The following is an 18215-nucleotide window of genomic DNA, read 5'->3' on the forward strand; positions in this document are numbered from 1 at the left end:
TCCCTTCGGCTCCGCGTCGCCCCGCGACACGAGCCGTGCGGTCCATGGTGAACCAGACCTCTGCCACACCCTCCAGCGACGACCGGTCGCGTCTGGAGGCCACGCTCGGCGTGAGCCTCGACGGTGAGCTCTTCGAGCTCGCCCTGACGCACCGGTCGTTCGCTTTCGAGCACGGCGGCCTCCCGCACAACGAGCGCCTCGAGTTCCTCGGCGACTCGATCCTCGGGCAGGCCGTGACCGTCATGCTCTACACCGAGTACCCCGCGCTGAGCGAGGGCGACCTGGCCAAGCGCCGGGCGAGCCTCGTCTCGACGGTCGCGCTGGCCGAGATCGCCCGCGGCATCGGCCTGGGCGAGCACCTCCGCCTCGGCCGGGGCGAGGAGATGACCGGTGGCCGCGACAAGTCGTCGATCCTCGCGGACACCGTCGAGGCGATCATCGGCGCGGTCTACCTCGGCACCGGTCCGGACGCCGCGCGCGACCTCGTGCTGCGGCTGATCGCCCCGCTGACCGCGGATCCGCTGCGCTTCGGCGTCTCGATGGACCCGAAGACCAGCCTTCAGGAGGCGGCCGCTGAGCGCGGTGCGCCCGCCCCCCGCTACGAGATCGCGGCGACCGGACCGGACCACAGCAAGGTCTTCGTCGCCACCGTCATCGTCGGCGGTCTCGTCACCGCCCGCGGCGAGGGGACGAGCAAGAAGGCGGCCGAGATGGCCGCTGCCCTCGACGCGTGGACGCGCCTCTCGGCGACCGCTCCCGGCGAGCCGGTCGCGCCCGCGGCGCCCGCCGCTCCGATCGAGGGCTGACCGTGCCCGAGCTGCCCGAGGTCGAGGTGGTGCGGGCCGGGCTGGCTCCCGCCGTCACCGGCTCGCTGGTGACGAGTGTCGAGATCGTCGACGAGCGCTCGCTCAAGCGCCACGTGCACCCGCTCGGCTCGTTCGAGGGGCTGCTCGTCGGGCGGCGGCTGCGCGGCGCGGTGCGACGCGGCAAGTTCCTCTGGCTGCCGGCCGGTCGCGACGAGGCGCTGCTCGTGCACCTCGGGATGAGCGGGCAGGTGCTGCTGCGGACGGCCGACGCCGCGCTCGCGAAGCTGACCCGCATCCGGATCGGCATCGAGCATCCGGAGCACGGCGAGCTGGCCCTGCACTTCGTGGACCAGCGGATCTTCGGCTCGATGGCGATCGACTCGCTGGCTCCCACCGCGGACGGCGCTCCTGGCGGCTACGCCGGCGACGACGCGGTCGACGGCGACTGGCTGCGGGCCGTGCCCTCGCAGGTCGCGCACATCGCCCGCGATCCGCTCGACCCGTTCTTCGATCTCTCGGCCGTCCTCGCCGTGCTGGCCCGCCGGAACAGCGGCATCAAGCGCTCCCTGCTCGATCAGACGCTGGTCAGCGGCATCGGCAACATCTACGCGGACGAGTCGCTGTGGGCGGCCGAGCTGCATCCCGAGACGCCCAGTTCGTCGCTGACCGAGGCGCGGATCCGCCGCCTGTTCGCCGAGGTCCGCTCGGTGCTCGAGCGCGCGCTGGCCGAGGGCGGCACCAGCTTCGACGCCCAGTACGTCAACGTGAACGGCGCCTCCGGCTACTTCTCGCACAGCCTCAACGCCTACGGCCAGACCGGCAAGCCCTGCCCGCGCTGCGGCGAGCCGATCGTCCGCGTGCCGTTCATGAACCGCTCGTCGCACCTCTGCCCGCACTGCCAGCGGGCGCCGCGCTGAGCGGCGCGAATCTGTAAACGTTTACGGCTGAACCAGTCGGCGATAACATTTACAGCATGCGCACACCGCTCGACTCTCCTTTCAGTCCGGGCTCGGACACGGTTCCGAGGGTGTGGGCTGGCAGGACTGTCCAACTCAGCGACTGGCGGGACATCGTCCGGCCGCGTCGCCTCGCGGGCATACACGAGCGTGGCAGGACCATTCTCGGCGAGGCGGGTCTCGGTAAATCGACGCTTGTGAGGCGGATCGCCGCTGAGGCGCAGGATGCCGGCGATTGGGTGACGCAGCAGTTACGGATCCCCTCGGGAGCCGATCCGCTCAAGCGCGTGGCATCGGCACTGCTCGAGCTGGCGGTGGCGGCGGGTCTCTCGCACAAGCGGGATGCGCGACTGGGCGTGCTGCTCGCGCGCGTTCAGCAGGTCTCGATGGCCGGTGTCTCGCTTTCGCTCAGCGCGAATCAGGATGCGCCCGATCCGTACACGTCGCTCTCCGAGCTCCTCGTCGAGGTAGGGCGTGCAGCTCGACGGCGTGGGGACACGATGGTCCTCGTCCACATCGACGAGATCCAGAACATCGCAGACGCGAATGTTCTCTCGCAGCTCCTGATCGCACTCGGAGACGCGCTCGTTCACGAGGAGCTGGAGGTGCGGCCGGGTGCTGGCGCTGATCGAGTGGCCGTTGCGCTGCCGATCGCGGTCTACCTCTCGGGCCTGCCGGAGTTCGATGATGTCGCCGGTGCTCGGCAGGGCGCAACGTTCGTCCGGCGTTTCAAGAAGACGACTCTCGCTCCCATTGAGGACGGTGATCTGTCTGCAGCCCTTCAGCCTTTCGTCACGGGTGGTTGGGAGATTCTCGGAAACGATGGAAGGCCGACTCGGATCTTCATGGAATCGGACGCTCAGAAGGCGATCGTCGATCTCTGCCAGGGTGAGCCGTTCCTGTTCCAGCTCGCGGGGGAGCGGGCTTGGTACGCCGACTCCGGCGATCTGATCACGCGCGAGCACGTCCTGCGGGGCTGGCGACACGCGCGGGATGAGGCTGAAGCCCATGTGGAACGGATCATCGAGCGGCTGCCGCAGCGGGAGCGGGACTTCCTCGTCGCCATGGCCGAACTCGAGCCGGAAGATCGCACGATCACCAAGATCTCGAGATCGCTCGGACATGAGCGGGCCACGGAGGACGGCCCCATCGCGCAGCGTCTGGACACGAAAAGAGGGATTCTCGCGCGAGGAAAGCCGTACTCATTCCGTCATCGTGCTGTTGGGGCTTACCTCACAACGGAGTGGCCGGACGTCTCCTGAGGGCACTGCGCTCGCACCCTGTCAGGGTTCCGTCGCCTTCCGCTTCAGAAGCGCTGAGGACGAAAAGCGTCATCTCACGCGAGCTTGAGCGCGAGTAGCGACGCAGAGTGGTTCCGAGATCACGCCGTTCTCGTGGAATCCGATCGGGGGAGCCCGACCGATCGGGTCCACGGAGACGAGCCGGCACAAAGCGATCGGCGGCTGCGACGATCAGCGCGCGCGTTTCTTCGAGAGGCGACCAGCACGCAGGCGGCCCAGGTCGCTGGCGAGCGGGTCGACGGCCTCGACGACTCGATCGAGATTTCCCAGCGCGCGGAGCACCTGCGCGACGCTGCCGAAGCGGACCCCGGGGTCGCCCACCTCGATCTTGTGCACCGTCGCGCGAGTGATGTCGGCGCGCTCCGCCACTTGCTGAGCCGTCAGGCCGAGCACCATGCGCCAGCCGCGGAGGTGCTCACCGAGGTCGGTGAGCTGGGTCTCGATCCGGTAACCACGCATGGTCTTCGTCGTCACTCTGCTCGTCGGTGGAGGCATACCAGGATGGTATGCGCATGGCTGCGAGCAGAGCATCCTGGCGACGCCAGGTGCAGCGTCGTGCGAGACGTCGGCAACGCTCTGTCATGGGCGCGCGGCGGCGGCTGCTCCTCCGACGATCGGTGCGCGACAACAGCGCACTGCGCCGAGAGGCATCTCGCGGGCACATGCTCGGGGGCGGGGGTCGACGAAGGACGGATGCCCATCACGACATCAGCGGAGACGGTGCACCACCGCTGAGAGGCGATGAGCGGCGCTCCTGGCTGATGTTCTGCGTCGGCCCGCTCGGCTGAACGGGCGGGGCCGGGTCAGGCGGCGGCCTTCTCCTCCGCCGGGGTCGCGTGCTTGACGTGGGCGATGAGGTGGCCGAGGAGTGAGGCGATCAGGGTGATCGCGGCGGCGATGGCGAGGCCGAGCCAGAGGCCGACGTTCAGGGCCAGGGCGCCGACTCCGGCGCCGGCGGCGATCAGGACGACGGCGGTGGCGCGGCGGAACCAGGGCTGGCCCTTGCCGCCGCCGAGGCGGGAGTCGGCGGCGAGGCCGGTGATGGTCGAGGTGACGACGACCGTGGTGACGTCCTTGACCGCGATGTGGCGGGCGGTCGCGGCCTGGAGGCCCATCGCGAGGCCCAGCACGCCGGTGACGGTCAGGGCCAGGGGCTCGGGGTGCTCGGGCACGACGCCGAGAACGACGGCGAGCACGGCCATCAGCAGACCGACGACGGTGAAGAGCCAGGAGGAGCGGGTGGTCCAGCCGGCCTTCACCGGGCGCAGGACGCGGCCGCCGATCGCGGCGCCGAGCATGAAGCCGGCGAGGGCGATGATCGGGCCGACGATGGGGAGGTCGTCGGCGCCGGCGAGCGCCATGCCGAGGATGACCACGTTGCCGGTCATGTTGCCGGTGAAGACCCGGTCGAGGCCGAGGTAGCCGACGGCGTCGATGATGCCGGTCGAGAAGGTCAGGGCGAGCATGAGGCCGAGGTGGACGTTGTCGGTGCGCGTGCGCAGGCGTCGGAACACGGGGGTCCTGTCGTCGGAGGGGAGGGGCGGGTACCGCGAGATGCCACTTGTGCGCACCTCCATCGGCGTGTCGCGTGCACAAGTGGCATCTCGCGGGAGGGAGCGAGGGTGGTGCGGGGCCGATACTGCCATGGATGCGGCGGGCGGCCGGGACACGAGGGCGCAACACGGCGCCGCTACTGTCGGACGGAGTGCGGGGCGGGCCCGCGCGGAGAGGCGGCCATCGTGCAGGACGTGCAGAGGCGGGACGCGCAGGGGCGGCCTGCGCAGGAGCAGTCGGCGGTGTGGGCGGTGCAGCCCGGGGAGGGACTTCCGGAGGGGGTCGAGTACCTGCCGGCCGGTCCGGGATCGGTGCTGTGGGGGCGGCTGCCCTGCGCGAGCGACCGGGCGGTGCTCACCGTGGACTCCGGTGCGGAGGTCGTCATTGACACGCTGAGCCACGAGGGGGTCCTGGAGGATCAGGGGCGGGATCCCGTCGCGTTCTTCGGGGCGCACGGTGTGGCTCCCGAGGGGGTGCTGCGCGACGCGATCGAGCTCGCCGCAGCCGGGCCCTTCCGCGACACCGCCGTCGACGGGCCGCACGTGGTGACCGGTCCGATCGCAGTGCGCGGCGCGCAGCCCGGCGATCTGCTCCGGATGACGCTGCTCGAGGCCGAGCCGCGCGTCCCCTACGGCGTGATCTCGAACCGGCACGGTCGCGGCGCGCTGCCGGGGGAGTACCCGCTGGCCGTGGGGTCGTTCAGCGCGTTCGCCCGCGTCGAGGAGGGCGCCGACGGGATCCGCCGGGGCGTGCTGCCGCTGACTCCGGGCGGTGAGCGCTCGGCGCGGTTCGAGCTGCACCCGTTCCTCGGGATCATGGGGGTCGCGGTGGCGGGCGACGAGCGGCCGCACTCGGTGCCCCCGGGTGCGCACGGCGGCAACATCGACATCTCGCTGCTCACGGCGGGCACGAGCGTGTACCTGCCGGTGCAGGTGCCGGAGGCCCTCGCCTACGTCGGGGACCCGCACTTCGCGCAGGGCGACGGCGAGGTCGCGCTGACCGCGATGGAGGCGAGCCTGCGGGTGCGGGTGTGCTTCGACGTGATCCCGCGGGCGGAGGCGCTCGCCGCGTTCGGCGAGATCGCCGGGCCGCTCGGCGAGACGGCCGAGTTCCTGGTGCCGACCGGGATGGACGAGGACCTCGACGTCGCGGTGCAGAACTGCGTGCGCGCGGCGATCGCGCTGCTCCAGGCCCGCTACGGGATGGACGCGAGTCTCGCCTACGCGTACCTCAGTGCCGCGACGGACTTCAACATCTCGCAGGTCGTCGACCTGGTGAAGGGCGTGCACGCCCGCGTGCGGACGGCGGACTTCGATGAGTGAGCAGCACGGCGCCGATCCGCGCGTCACGACGCTGGAGGGCGAGCTGCCCGACGGGCTCGTCGACGCGGTGCTCGCCTACGAGTCCGCGCTGGCGGCCGACGACGTGCCGGCGCTCGCCGACGCCTTCGTCAGCGAGCCGACGACGCTGCGCGGCGACGCCTCCGGGCTGCTCGTGGGGCACGAGGCGATCACCGGTTTCCGCGGACGGCGGGGCGGGACGCCGCCGCGGGCTCTCGCGGAGCTGCACGTCCGGGCCCTCGGGGCGGACGACGCGCTGGTCGTGACGGTGAACCTGCCGGCCCGTGGTGGGCGCGGGCTGGTGACGCAGCTGTGGACACGTGACTCCGGAACCTGGCGGGTGCGCGCCGCGCAGGTCCAGGCGCCCGCGCCGGCACTCGATGCACGGGTGTGGCGGGCGGTCGGGGCGCCGCTGGTGCCCGCCTCCGGATCGGGGTCGCTCGTCGGGCTGGATGTGGCGGTGAAGGACCTGTTCGCGATCGAGGGGCAGCGCATCGGCGCGGGGATCCCCGCGCGGCTGGCGGAGGCGGTGGTCGAGCGATCCACGGCGCCCGCGGTCGCGATGCTGCTGGACGCGGGAGCGTCGGTGCGCGGGATCGCGCAGACCGACGAGTTCGCGTACAGCATCGCGGGGCGCAACTCCGGCTACGGGACGCCGCCGAACCCGGCGGTGCCGGGGGCGATCCCGGGTGGCTCTTCGAGTGGGCCTGCCACCGCGGTGTCGCTCGGGCAGGCGGCGGTCGGACTCGCGACGGACACGGCTGGGTCGATCCGCGTGCCCGCGTCGTACCAGGGGCTCTGGGGGCTGCGGACGACGCACGGAGCGGTGCCGGTCGAGGGGCTGCTGCCGCTCGCGCCGAGCTTCGACACGGTGGGGTGGCTGACGCGGGATCTGGAGGTGCTGCGGCGGGTGGCGCGAGTCGCGCTGACCGGGCCTGCGGAGGCGCCTGCGGACGGGTTCGTCGTCTGCGACGCCCTGCTCGAGAGGGTCGACGCGCCGGTCGCGGCCGCGTTCTCGGCGGTGGTCGACGGGCTCGGGGCCGAGCGGATCGAGCTGCCGCCGGTGGCGGAGATGTTCGAGGCGTTCCGTCTCGTGCAGGCCGCGGAGGCGTGGGCGTCGGACGGTGCCTGGGTCGCCGCGCACCCGGGCGTGCTGGCGCCGGACGTGCAGGCCCGGTTCGATGCGGCGGCGCGGATCGACGCGGAGTCCGAGGCGGCGGCGCGGGAGCGGGTCGCGGGGTTCCGCGAGCGGCTCGACGCGGCGCTCGGCGGACGGGTGCTGCTGCTGCCGTCGGCGTCGTCGGTGGCGCCGGCGCTCGACGCGTCGGCCGAGGTCATCGATGCGGCTCGGACGGCCACGCTCGGGTTGACCTGCCTCGCGGGGATCGGCGGATATCCGGCGCTGTCGGTGCCGCGGCTGAGCGTCGACGGGCGGCCGGTTGGATTGTGCCTGGTCGGGCCGCGCGGGGCGGATCCGGCACTGCTGGAGCTGGCGGCGGAAGTGCTGGGGTAGGAGGGCCCCGGAGCAGAGCATTTCGACGATGGTGGAGGACCCCACCCATGCTGATCGAGTAGCCCGCGGAGCGGGCGTATCGAGATCCGCCTGCGGCAGGACAGGAGTCTGCAGACCTGCCCTGCTGATGACGGCGGGTCTCGATACGCCCCTGCGGGGCTACTCGACCAGCAAAGGCTGCGGGCGTCTCTTCCCGGTGGACCCTCCCACGCCGAAACATGGGCGAAACGTCTGTTGCAGTAGGCTCGTGACCTGAAACAGGTTTTTCTCTGCACGTCCGACTGCGAAGAAGGTGGCTCCCATTCCGACCGCGCCCGCGATCTCGACGTTCCTCCCCATCGATCCGCCGCCCCGGCTGCTGATGGGCCCCGGCCCGATCAACGCCGACCCGCGGGTGCTCCGCGCGATGTCGGCGCAGCTGGTGGGCCAGTACGACCCGTTCATGACCTCGATGATGAACGAGACGCAGGAGCTCTACCGCCGCGTCTTCGCCACCTCGAACGAGAAGACGATGCTCGTCGACGGCACCAGCCGCGCCGGCATCGAGGCGGCGCTCGTCTCGATGCTCGAGCCGGGCGACAGGGTGCTCGTGCCCGTCTTCGGCCGCTTCGGCCACCTGCTCCGCGAGATCGCCGAGCGCTGCGGCGCGGAGGTGCACGTGATCGAGGCGGAGTGGGGCCAGGTGTTCCCGGTCTCGGTCATCACCGAGGCGATCGAGCGCGTGCGCCCGAAGGTCCTCGCGGTCGTGCACGGCGACACGTCGACGACGATGGCGCAGCCGCTCGAGGAGCTCGGCGCGGTCTGCGAGAAGCACGGCGTGCTGTTCTACACCGACGTCACCGCGTCGCTCGCGGGCAACGCGTTCGGCGCCGACGAGCTCGGCCTCGACGCCGTCTCGGCCGGCCTGCAGAAGTGCCTCGGTGGGCCCTCCGGCTCCGCTCCCGTCACCTTCTCCGAGCGCGCCGTCGCCGTGATCGAGGCGCGCAAGAGCATCGAGGCCGGGATCCGCGACGAGGGCGACGCGGTCAGCGCGCACCCGGTCCGCTCCAACTACTTCGACCTCGGCATGGTCTTCGACTACTGGGGCCCGCGCCGGCTCAACCACCACACCGAGGCCACGACGATGCTCTACGGCGCGCGCGAGTGCGCCCGGCTGATCGTCGAGGAGGGCCTCGACGCCACCATCGCGCGGCACGAGCTGCACGGCTCGGCGATGCTCGCCGGCGTGCAGGGGCTCGGCCTCCGCGTCTTCGGCGACCTCGCGCACAAGATGAACAACGTCGTCGCGGTGCACATCCCGGACGGCGTGAACGGCGACGCGGTTCGGGGCGCGATGCTGGAGGACTTCGGCATCGAGATCGGCACCTCCTTCGGGCCGCTGCACGGCAAGGTCTGGCGGATCGGCACCATGGGCTACAACGCCCGCCAGGACACGGTGCTGACGACCCTCGCCGCGCTCGAGGCGGTTCTGCGCCGCGCGGGCGCGACCGTCGCTCCGGGCGGCGGCGTCGCGGGCGCCTACGGCGTCTACGACTCCGCACGGGGAGGCGCGGCGTGAGCGTCGTCGACGCCGCCGCGATCATGGCGCGCTGCGACGAGCTCGCCGCGGTCTCCAGCACCCGCGGCGCGATCGAGCGCGTCTACCTCTCTCCCGAGCACGCCCGCGTCAACGCGATGGCGGCGCGCTGGATGGAGGACGCCGGCATGCGCACGTGGCAGGACGCGGCCGGCAATCAGTGCGGCCGCTACGAGGGCGCGACGCCGGGGCTGCCCGCGCTGCTGCTCGGCTCGCACCTGGACACCGTGCCCGATGCGGGGCGCTACGACGGGATCCTCGGCGTGATGCTCGCGATCGCCGTCGTCTCCCGGCTGAACGCCGCCGGCACGCGGCTGCCGTTCGCCGTCGAGGTCGTCGCGTTCGGCGACGAGGAGGGCACCCGCTTCGGCACGGCCCTGCTCGGCTCCCGCGCGGTCGCCGGCACCTGGGACGAGCACTGGTGGGAGCTGGAGGACGCGCACGGCACGACCCTCGTCGAGGCGTTCCACGAGTTCGGCCTCGACCCCTCGCGCATCTCGACCGCGGCGCGCGACGCCGCCGACGTCCTCGCCTACCTCGAGACGCACATCGAGCAGGGCCCGTACCTGGAGGAGGCGGACCGCGCCCTCGGCGTCGTGTCCTCGATCGCCGGCGCCCGCCGCTTCGCCCTGACCCTCACCGGCAAGGCCGGCCACGCGGGCGGCGTGCCGTTCGACCGCCGCCGCGACGCCCTGACCGGGGCCGCCGAGGCCGTGCTCGCCGTCGAGCGGATCGCCCGCGAGCACGGCGCGATCGCCACCGTCGGCCGCCTGGAGGCGTTCCCGGGCGCGGTCAACGTGATCCCGGGCCGGGTGGAGTTCTCGCTCGACCTGCGCGCCGAGTTCGACGACGTCCGCGACACCGTCTGGGACGGGATCGAGCACGCGATGTCGGAGACGGCCCGCCGCCGCCGGCTCGCGCTGACCGTCGAGGAGACGCACGGGGCGCCCGCCGTCGTCGCGGCCGACTGGCTGCAGGACGTCGTCCGCACCGGCATCCGGGCGACCGGCGATGCGGAGCCGATGGTGCTGTTCTCCAAGGCCGGGCACGACGCGATGGCGATCGCCGACCTCACCGAGTACGCGATGCTCTTCGTCCGCTGCGAGGGCGGCGTCAGCCACCACCCCGAGGAGAACGTGACCGAGGCCGATGTCGCGACCGCGCTGGACGCCTTCGAGGCGGCGGTGCACGCGTTCGCCGAGGCGCGGGCAGGACGGGTGTGACCGCCTCGGCGCCGATCGCCGAGCACCGCACCGACGCCTCCGCACCGAGCATCGGCCGCCGGATCGACGCGGGGTACGCCTCGCTGTCGCGCCAGGAGCAGCGCGCGGCCGACTTCATCCTCGACCACCTCGGCGACCTCGCCAGCTACACCGCCACCGAGCTCGCGCAGCACAGCGGTGTCTCGAAGGCCACGGTCTCGCGGCTCTTCCGCCGGCTGGGCTTCTCCAACTCGCAGGAGGTGCGCGAGCACGCCCGTGCGCTGCGCAGCTCCGGGGTGCCGGTCGGCCCGGCGTCGGCCGGAGCCCCCGCCGACGCGCTGGCCGCGCACCTCGAGAGCGAGCACGCGAACCTCCGCCGGCTCGCGACGACCTTCGCCGACGGGCGGCTCGAGGAGTCGGTGCGACTGCTCTCCGGCGCCCGCGAGGTCGTCGTGATCGGCCTGCGCAACAGCTACCCGGTCGCGCTGCACCTGCGCCAGCAGCTCGCTCAGGCGCGCGCCCGGGTGCGGATCGCGCCGCAGCCCGGGCAGTCGCTCGGCGAGGAGATCGCGGGGCTCGGCGCGGAGGACGCGGTGGTGCTGGTCGGCTTCCGGCGGCGGCCCGCCTCCTTCGCGGCCGTCGTCGAGGTGCTGGCCGCGCACGGGGTACCCGTCGTGCTGCTCGCCGACGCGCACGCGCGGCGCTTCGCGGATCGCTGCGCCGTCTGGCTGGAGTGCCCCGTCGACAGCGAGGCGGCCTTCGACAGCTACGCGGCGGCGATGAGCGCGGTCGCCGTGCTGGCCGCCGGGGTGCTCGGCGCCGTGCCGCGGGAGTCGCGCGAGCGCATCGCGGGCATCAGCACGCTCTACGCCGAGCTGGCGGAGCTGGAGGAGCGGCCGTGAGCGCCGAGGCGGCCGAGCTGATCCGGGCGCACGCCAGGCACCCTGTCGGGCGGGACGAGACGCTGCCGGCGGAGGTGCTCGGCCGCGCCGAGCTGCTCACGCCGACCTGCGGTGACCGGATCGAGGTCCGGGTCGCGGGGCACGCCGCTGCGCTGTCGATCAGCTGGAGCGGGCGCGGCTGCGAGGTGTCGCAGGGCTCCGCGTCGCTGCTCGCGGACGAGCTCGACGGGCTCGACGCGGTGACGGTCCGCGGGCGCGTCACCGCCTTCCTCGACGCGATGGCGGCGCACGACGCGGTGTCCGGACGCGCAGCGGAATCGGTCGCGGACGGGCCGCTCGGCGACGAGGCGGCACTGCTGCTGGTCGCCGCGAACCCCGTGCGCTCGGTCTGCGCGACGCTCGCCTGGCGCGCGCTGCGCGACGCGCTCGACGAGAGCGGGCTCGGATGACCGCGTCAGTCCGGACCGTCGTGGTCGGATCCGGAGAAGAGGTCGCCGCATTCCACCGCGAGCGCTCCGTGCTGCGCGAGGTAGTCCCGGGCGCCGGAGTCGCCGCTGAGCGTTTCCGCGAGCGGCCGCCAGTGCGCGCTGCCCAGCAGCACCGGATGACCGGGGCGACCGCGGTAGGTCGCCCGCGCGAGCACCGCCGGACCGACGGGGGAGTCGCGGAGGACGCGCTCGCCGACCGCGGCGGGTTCGTCCGGCAGATCGACGAGCGTCACCAGGGCGGCGTCGCCGTGCGCGGCCCGCAGCCCGGTGCGCAGGGAAGCGGACAGTCCCTCGGCCCAGTCCTCCGCGACGACGACGTCGGCGCGCTCCGGCACCAGGCGTCGCGCCACCTCGGCCTCGGCGCCGAGCACTACGAGCACGCTCCCGCAGCCGGCGGCTTCGAGTCGCGCCACCGCGCGCTCGACCCAGCTCACGCCCGCCGCATCGCGTCGCAGCGCCTTCGGCCCGCCCGCTCGTCGGCCGGCACCCGCGGCGAGCACCACCCCCACCACGTCCATCCGACCATCGTGCCGCACACCCGGGCCGACGAGGAGACCGCATGACCGACTCCACCACCCTCCGCGACGCGCTGCTGGCGTGCCTCGCCGTCCCGCGCTGGGCCGACGAGGTCGCCGCGGGCGCGCGCTACGCCTCGACCGAGGCCCTCGCCGCCGCGGCCGACGCGAGCGCGCGCACGCTGACCGCCGAGGAGGTGGAGGAGGCGCTGGCCGACCACCCGCGGATCGGCGAGCGTCACTCGGGCGCGGGACGCTCCTCCGACTTCTCCGCCGCCGAGCAGGCGTCGAGCCTCTCGCCGGACGAGGCGCTGGCCGAGCGGCTGCTGGCCGGCAACCGGGCCTACGAGGAGCGGTTTGGGCGGGTGTTCCTCATCCGCGCGGCCGGGCGCGACCGCGCCGAGATCGTCGCCGAGCTGGAGCGCCGGCTCGGCCTCGACGAGGACACCGAGCGCGGGATCGTCGCCGACCAGCTGCGCGAGATCACGGTGCTGCGGGTGCGCGGTCTCGGACCGGAGACCGGCGCCGTCGCGGAGGCGGGTCGATGAGCGCGCACCGCAGCCACGTCACGACGCACGTGCTCGACGCCGTGCTCGGCCGGCCGGCGCGGGACGTGCCGGTCGCGCTCGAGGCGCGACGAGGATCCGGCTGGGAGCCGATCGCGACCGCTCGGACGGACGCCGACGGCCGCGTCGCCGAGTTCGGTCCGGCGGAGCTGCCCGCGGGGATCTACCGCGTCGTCTTCGACACCGCCGCGTACTTCGAGCGCTCGGGCACCGAGTCGTTCTACCCCGAGGTCGTCGTCGCGTTCCGGCTCGAGGACACGGCCGCGCACTTCCACATCCCGCTGCTGCTGAGCCCGTTCGCCTACTCGACCTACCGGGGGAGCTGAGCGTGCAGCTCCGGGAGCTCCTCGACGCGCCGACGCTGCGGATCCGCGCCGTGCACACCACCGAGGAGGCGCTCGCCCGCGAGGTGAACTGGACGTTCACCACCGATCTGCTCGACCCGCGCCGCTACCTGGCGCGCGATCAGCTCGTGCTCACCGGCATGATGTGGCGGCGCACGGCCGAGGACAGCGAGGCCTTCGTGTCCGCGGTCGCGTCCTCCGGCGCCGTCGCGCTGCTGGCCGGCGAGGGGCTCCTGGGCTTCGTGCCCGACGACCTGGTCGCCGCCTGCCGCGCACACGGCGTCGCGCTGTTCGCCGTGCCGGCCGACGTGTCCTTCGCCTCGATCACTGCGCACCTCTCCAATGCGCTGGCGGGAGATCGTGTCGCGCGGCTGACCGCCGGGCTCGCGCGCCAGCGGCAGCTGCTGACCGAGGTCTACCGCGGACAGCTGCTCGACGAGCTGATCGCGCGCACCTCGACCGAGCTGGGGCGGCCGGTGCGCGTGCTGACCGCGACCGGGCGCTCCGCCGCCGCGTCCGCGGACCCGCTGAGCGCCGACGAGGTCGACCGCGTCGTGCACGCCGCCCTCACGTCGCGCCGCACCCCGGTGACGGTGCCGGACGCGCACGGAGGAGTGCTGTCGATCCTCGTCGTCGCGGGGGCGGAGGAGCACCGCGCCGTCTCGTGGTTCGTCGTCGTCGCCGGCGACTGGAACGAGTGGCACCCCTCTCTGCTCGACGCGATCACCGAGCTGACCGGTGTCATCGGGCTCTATCGGCTGCAGCGCGAGGCGGCCGTGCTCGCAGACGCGGCGCTCGCCGACCGGCTGCTCGAGCTGATCGAGGAGGACAGCGAGCAGCCCGAGACGGCGGTCTACCTCCGCCAGCTGGGCCTCGGCGGCGTCGAGCGGTTCGCGGTGCTGGCGGCGGCGGTGGACGGCGACGGCGACCTCGCGCGCTCGGTGCTGACGGACGCGGTGGCGCACCTGGGCCGGGCCGTCGTGGGCCGCGACGTCGACGGCGCGGTGGCGCTGGTCCCGGTGGCGGACGACGAGGCCCTGGCCGTGGTGACCGCGGCGCTGCGCCGTGCCGGAGCGGCGCTGGACGAAGCGGTGCTGCGGGTCGGAGTGAGCGCGCCGAGTCCGCTGGCCGCGCTCGGTGGGGCGCTGCGGTCGGCGCGGTACGCGCTGCGGCTGCCGTCCGCGCCGGGCGACGCATCGCCGGTGCGGATCGGGACGGCCGGCGAGGTGACCTCGGCGGTGCAGCTGCTGAGTGCGGTGCCCGACCACCTGCGCGCGGTGTTCGTCGAGCTGGTGCTCGGCCGGCTGATCGAGCACGACGCGCGCTACAACTCGCAGCTGGTGGCGACGCTCTCGGCGTTCCTCGACTGCGGCGGCTCCTGGGTGCGCGCGGCCGAGCAGACGCACCTGCACCTCAACACGGTGCGCTACCGCATCGCCCGGGTCGAGGAGCTGACCCAGCGCGACCTCTCGAACACCTCCGACCGCGCGGACCTCTTCCTGGCGCTGCGGCTGCGCTGATCAACCATGTCGATCGAGTAGCGCGCGCAGCGCGCGTACCGAGATCCGCCGTCGTCTGCGCACGTGGGTCTCGATACGCCCCTTGCGGGGCTACTCGACCAGCATGAAAGGCGGGCCCTGCGGGGTTACTCCACCAGCACGCCTGCCGGGGGTCCTCGACGTAAGGGCGCTGCGGCTGAGCCGGCCTGCTCAGGAGGCGTCGCGGTCGACGACGGGTTCGAACCAGGCCTGCAGCTCGACGAGTCCGTCCGGGTACTCGGCCGCGCGTTCGATCGCCTCGTCGGTGAGGACGGTCATCCGGACCGTGAAGACCGGGTCGGGATCGTCGCCGCTCGTCTCGCTCGGCTGCCAGAGGCTCGAGGACAGGACGGTCTCGGCTGCGACGAGGACCGGGTCGACCTGGACGCGGTCCAGGTCGTCGGCGGTGATGTCCGTCTGCAGGACGCAGAGTGCGCCCGGGTAGGCCGTGGCGAGATCCGCCGCGACGATCGCGGGGTCGGCGTCGGCCGCGACGGACAGCAGCGCGATCTGCGTGCTGTGGTCGACGAACGTCTGCGCGTTGCCGAGCACGGTGCGCGGGTGCGCCTGCTGGTAGGCGGCGGCCTCGTGCAGCCCGAGCGCCGCCATCGACCGCCAGCCGCCCGCCGGAGCGCTGCAGCCCTCGGGCTGCGGGACGGGCTGGGCGTCGGAGTAGGCGATCTTCTCCTCGTCCGTCGCGAAGCTCGGAGCAGGCGTCGGCGCGGCCGTCGGCGTGCTGCTGCCCACGGGGACGTACCGCTCGCCGTCGGCGCTGACGAAGTCGAAGGAGCGTCCCGTGAGGCGTCCGACCACGTAGGCGGGGATCGTCTCGACGCCGTCCTCGGTCCGCGGCCGGAACCCCTGCGCCGCGCTCTGCGCGCGGAGGTCGTCGGGTGCGATCCCGGTGAGGGAGAGCCCGTCCTCGCACGGGGACGGTCCCATGGTGAAGCCGGGATCGCCGTCGAACGGGCAGAGGCGCATCGCTTCGCCGAAGAATCGGATGTCGACCGCCGCCGCGACCAGGTCACCGGCGGTGGGCGCGGCAATCGCATCGGGCGTCGGCGCCGGTGTCGGAGACGACGCGCAGCCGACGAGCACGAGGCCCAGCAGCGCGGAGGCGAGAACCGGGGCGAGTCGACGGGTCATGGCCCGACGCTAGCGCGCTGCTCCGCCCGGGGACAGGATCATCGGGATCACGACTCGAGCGGAGGCCGCGTGGACGGCGACGACGGCCCGTCACTCCGCCGGAGCGAGCACGCGGCGGCCCTGCACGTGGACCGCCGCGATGGCGGGCTCGCGCAGGCTCAGGAGCAGCGCGAACAGCAGCTGGGCCGTCGCCTCCTCCGGGTCGTCGGCGCGGATGCCGAGGGCGAGCACCTGCGCGAGCGGCTCCCAGCGGTCGGGCTCGATGCGGAGGAAGTCGGCGTCCTTGCCGAGGTCGAAGTTGCCGAAGCGCTCCTCCATGTCGAGCGCGCGGGCACCGGCCAGCGTCGCGGTGAAGAGCAGCTGGGCCGGGTGCAGCGCGATCGACGCGTCGCCCTCCTCCGACAGGTGCACCTTGAAGGCGTCGTTCGCCACCCGCGCGAGCAGCCACTCGTCGCCGGCGCCGATGTCGCTGCCGAGCGCGATCGTCACGCCCGCGGCTGCGGTGCGCCGCCACGGCATCGTCCCCGAGCCGAGGAACTGCTGCGAGGTCGGGCAGTGCGCGATCGAGGTGCCGGTCGCGGCCATCCGGTGCAGCTCCGCGTCCTGGCAGTGCACGGCGTGCGCGAGGATCGTCCGCCGGCCGAGCAGCGAGGAACCGCCGCGCCGCGAGCCGGGCAGGAACAGCCCGTCGTAGGTGTCCAGGTAGCTGCGGGTGCCGAAGCTCGCGAGGACCGCGGCGATCTCGCCGTCGCCCGGCCGGTCGTTCTCGTTGAGGTGGCTGTGCACGTACACGCCGCGGTCGCGCACGCCGTCGTAGAGCTCGCCGAGCCCGGCGAGCGTCGACGGCGTCACCGACAGCGAGAAGCGGGGGACGATCGCGACCTGCTGCAGCGCGGTCGAGGGGTCGCCGGTGTCGACCGCGTGCCAGCGGTCGATCTCCTCGGCGACGAGCGCGAGCGCCTCGTCCTCGCCGGTCAGCAGCGCCGCGGCCGACGGCGGCCCGACCGTCTGCAGTCCGCGACCGGACACCGTGCGCAGCCCCGCCTCGACACTCCGCTCGAACAGGGCGTCCTGCGCGTGCGGGAACGCCGAGCCGAAGACCATCGCCGCGGTCGTCCCGGCGCTCACCCGCCGGCGGGTGAACGCCCGCGCGATGCGGCCGGCGAACTCCTCGTCGGCGAGCCGCGACTCCGCCGGGAAGATCGCGGCGTCGAGCCACTCCAGCAGCTGCCCGCCGCCGAACGCGTCGGTCGAGTACGTCTGCGGGAAGTGCAGGTGCGTGTCGACGAAGCCGGGCAGGAGGAACGCGCCCGCGTCGCCGGTGACCGGCCAGTCCGCGTAGTCGCGGGGGAGGGCGGCGTGCGGTCCGACCCAGAGGATCGTCCCGCTGTCGCCGACGACGAGCGCGCCGTCCGGGATCGAGACCAGCGCCTCGGCGGCCGTCTCGACCGTGGGTCGGCCGGCCACGTGCAGGACGTGGCCGCGGTGCACGCCGCGCGGGCCGGCGCCCGGACCGGACCCTCCGCTCACACCAGTCCCGAGTACGCGTACCAGGCGGGCCCGGCGTCCGGCGCGTCGTCGCGGGTGACGGCGGCCTGGATCAGGCCGTAGGGCCGGTCGGCGGCGTGGTAGACCTCGTTGTCGTTCTCCACGCCGAAGGGAGAGAGGTCGTAGAGGAAGTGGTGCTTGTTCGGGGCCGAGAGGCGCACCTCGACGATCTGAGGGAACTCCTCCAGCACCGCCTTGCCCATCTCGAAGAGCGTCTGCTGCAGGGCGAGCGAGTGCACGGTGGCGAAGCGGCTGATCATCAATGCCTTCACTCCGGCGTAGACGGCCTCCCAGTCGCTCGCGGCGATCTCCTCGTCGCTGAGGGCGAAGCGCCACTTCGCGACCAGCGAGGTCGCCATCACGCGGTCCCGGGTGGGTGGGAGCACCGTGTACGGGTCGGTGAGGAAGCCGTGGAACTCCGAGCCGGTGGACTTGAGGATCGTCAGGTCCTTGAAGCCGCCGGTGATCCAGACCTGCTGCGCGTCGCCGGTGCCCTCGACGGTGACGGAGGCGATGCGCACCTCCTGGCCCTTGCGGACCCAGGTGTGGTCGTGCTCGGCGCCGTCGACCAGGACGCGCTCCCAGGCGAACTCCTCGATCTCGATCCGCGCGCCGTGCACGGTCGCGGTGCCGTCGACGAAGTGCCGGGCCAGCTCGAGGCCGTAAGCCTCGATCGAGCGCAGCCCCTTCTCCTTCGCGAAGGAGTAGGCGGTCTGCTTCTGGGTGTCGGTGGGGAGGACCGCGGACTGGTCGCCGGTCAGGTGCGCGGCCGCGAAGTCGCCTCGCAGGGCGGTCGAGACGTTCACGTCGTGGATCTCGTGCCGGGGGCTGTCGCGGTAGATCCGGACGACGCGGTTCTCGGCCTTCCCGTACTGGTGGTCTCCGAGGATGATCGACATGTCCGCTCCTGTTCGCGTTCG

General features: G+C 73.1%; 18 protein-coding genes. 12 read left to right on the top strand and 6 right to left on the bottom strand.

Features of this window, described 5'->3' with window-relative positions:
- The first annotated feature begins 44 nt into the window (after positions 1-44).
- Genes rnc through EDF22_RS06225 form a run of 3 tightly spaced genes read left to right on the top strand, consistent with a single transcriptional unit; the run spans position 45 to position 3024 of the window.
- Entirely contained in the window at positions 45-806 is a 762-nt protein-coding gene (gene rnc, locus EDF22_RS06215; RefSeq protein WP_123703197.1) for a ribonuclease III, read from the top strand.
- Between the two features lie 2 nt (positions 807-808).
- Positions 809-1723 (top strand): bifunctional DNA-formamidopyrimidine glycosylase/DNA-(apurinic or apyrimidinic site) lyase, encoded by a 915-nt coding sequence (gene mutM, locus EDF22_RS06220; protein ID WP_123704759.1) that lies wholly within the window; start codon positions 809-811, stop codon positions 1721-1723.
- A gap of 56 nt (positions 1724-1779) precedes the next feature.
- Positions 1780-3024, top strand: a complete 1245-nt coding sequence (locus tag EDF22_RS06225) for an ATP-binding protein (protein ID WP_123703199.1) — start codon at positions 1780-1782, stop codon at positions 3022-3024.
- Between the two features lie 210 nt (positions 3025-3234).
- On the opposite strand, the gene EDF22_RS06230 is transcribed toward EDF22_RS06225, so the two are convergent.
- Both EDF22_RS06230 and EDF22_RS06235 read right to left on the bottom strand, forming a co-directional pair.
- Positions 3235-3522 carry a helix-turn-helix domain-containing protein gene (locus tag EDF22_RS06230; RefSeq protein ID WP_123704761.1) on the bottom strand — a complete coding sequence of 96 codons (288 nt, stop codon included), beginning with the start codon at positions 3520-3522 and terminating at the stop codon, positions 3235-3237.
- Positions 3523-3866: 344 nt separating this feature from the next.
- On the bottom strand, positions 3867-4577 hold the full coding sequence (locus EDF22_RS06235; RefSeq protein ID WP_311316352.1) for a YoaK family protein: 711 nt from the start codon (positions 4575-4577) through the stop codon (positions 3867-3869).
- A gap of 234 nt (positions 4578-4811) precedes the next feature.
- On the opposite strand from EDF22_RS06235, the gene EDF22_RS06240 reads away from it, so the two are divergent.
- The 6 genes from EDF22_RS06240 (at position 4812) to EDF22_RS06265 (ending at position 11599) form a co-directional block, all read left to right on the top strand.
- Positions 4812-5939, top strand: a complete 1128-nt coding sequence (locus EDF22_RS06240) for an acetamidase/formamidase family protein (RefSeq protein ID WP_221180908.1) — start codon at positions 4812-4814, stop codon at positions 5937-5939.
- Positions 5932-7470 carry an AtzH-like domain-containing protein gene (locus tag EDF22_RS06245; RefSeq protein WP_123703205.1) on the top strand — a complete coding sequence of 513 codons (1539 nt, stop codon included), beginning with the start codon at positions 5932-5934 and terminating at the stop codon, positions 7468-7470. The genes EDF22_RS06240 and EDF22_RS06245 overlap by 8 nt, the downstream gene beginning before the upstream one ends.
- Before the next feature lie 361 nt (positions 7471-7831).
- Positions 7832-9028: an alanine--glyoxylate aminotransferase family protein gene (locus EDF22_RS06250; RefSeq protein ID WP_123704763.1), complete on the top strand. Its 1197-nt coding sequence runs from the start codon at positions 7832-7834 to the stop codon at positions 9026-9028.
- Complete coding sequence (locus tag EDF22_RS06255) at positions 9025-10269, top strand: allantoate amidohydrolase (protein ID WP_243586621.1); 1245 nt, start codon at positions 9025-9027, stop codon at positions 10267-10269. Before EDF22_RS06250 ends, EDF22_RS06255 begins: the two co-directional genes overlap by 4 nt.
- Positions 10266-11150, top strand: coding sequence for a MurR/RpiR family transcriptional regulator (locus EDF22_RS06260; RefSeq protein WP_260300532.1), 885 nt, complete (start codon positions 10266-10268; stop codon positions 11148-11150). The genes EDF22_RS06255 and EDF22_RS06260 overlap by 4 nt, the downstream gene beginning before the upstream one ends.
- Complete coding sequence (locus EDF22_RS06265; protein ID WP_123703207.1) at positions 11147-11599, top strand: hypothetical protein; 453 nt, start codon at positions 11147-11149, stop codon at positions 11597-11599. Before EDF22_RS06260 ends, EDF22_RS06265 begins: the two co-directional genes overlap by 4 nt.
- Before the next feature lie 5 nt (positions 11600-11604).
- Here the strand turns inward: EDF22_RS06265 and EDF22_RS06270 are convergent, their stop codons facing one another.
- Complete coding sequence (locus EDF22_RS06270) at positions 11605-12156, bottom strand: NTP transferase domain-containing protein (RefSeq protein WP_123703209.1); 552 nt, start codon at positions 12154-12156, stop codon at positions 11605-11607.
- Positions 12157-12197: 41 nt separating this feature from the next.
- Between EDF22_RS06270 and uraD the strand changes: the two genes are divergently transcribed.
- Genes uraD through EDF22_RS06280 form a run of 3 tightly spaced genes read left to right on the top strand, consistent with a single transcriptional unit; the run spans position 12198 to position 14583 of the window.
- Positions 12198-12701 carry a 2-oxo-4-hydroxy-4-carboxy-5-ureidoimidazoline decarboxylase gene (gene uraD / locus EDF22_RS06275; RefSeq protein ID WP_123703211.1) on the top strand — a complete coding sequence of 168 codons (504 nt, stop codon included), beginning with the start codon at positions 12198-12200 and terminating at the stop codon, positions 12699-12701.
- Complete coding sequence (uraH, locus tag EDF22_RS20750; protein WP_185038761.1) at positions 12698-13045, top strand: hydroxyisourate hydrolase; 348 nt, start codon at positions 12698-12700, stop codon at positions 13043-13045. Before uraD ends, uraH begins: the two co-directional genes overlap by 4 nt.
- A gap of 2 nt (positions 13046-13047) precedes the next feature.
- A complete protein-coding gene (locus tag EDF22_RS06280) occupies positions 13048-14583 on the top strand; it encodes a helix-turn-helix domain-containing protein (protein WP_185038763.1) in 1536 nt (511 codons plus the stop codon).
- A gap of 189 nt (positions 14584-14772) precedes the next feature.
- Here EDF22_RS06280 and EDF22_RS06285 read toward each other — a convergent pair whose 3' ends face one another.
- The 3 genes from EDF22_RS06285 to pucL form a co-directional block, all read right to left on the bottom strand.
- Complete coding sequence (locus EDF22_RS06285) at positions 14773-15747, bottom strand: hypothetical protein (protein ID WP_123703215.1); 975 nt, start codon at positions 15745-15747, stop codon at positions 14773-14775.
- A 90-nt stretch (positions 15748-15837) separates the two neighbouring features.
- Complete coding sequence (locus tag EDF22_RS06290; protein ID WP_185038765.1) at positions 15838-17277, bottom strand: amidohydrolase family protein; 1440 nt, start codon at positions 17275-17277, stop codon at positions 15838-15840.
- Complete coding sequence (gene pucL / locus EDF22_RS06295) at positions 17274-18194, bottom strand: factor-independent urate hydroxylase (RefSeq protein WP_123703219.1); 921 nt, start codon at positions 18192-18194, stop codon at positions 17274-17276. The genes EDF22_RS06290 and pucL overlap by 4 nt, the downstream gene beginning before the upstream one ends.
- Positions 18195-18215: the final 21 nt, after the last annotated feature.

It is taken from the genome of Rathayibacter sp. PhB127 (assembly GCF_003751665.1).
Classification (GTDB): Bacteria; Actinomycetota; Actinomycetes; order Actinomycetales; family Microbacteriaceae; genus Rathayibacter; species Rathayibacter festucae.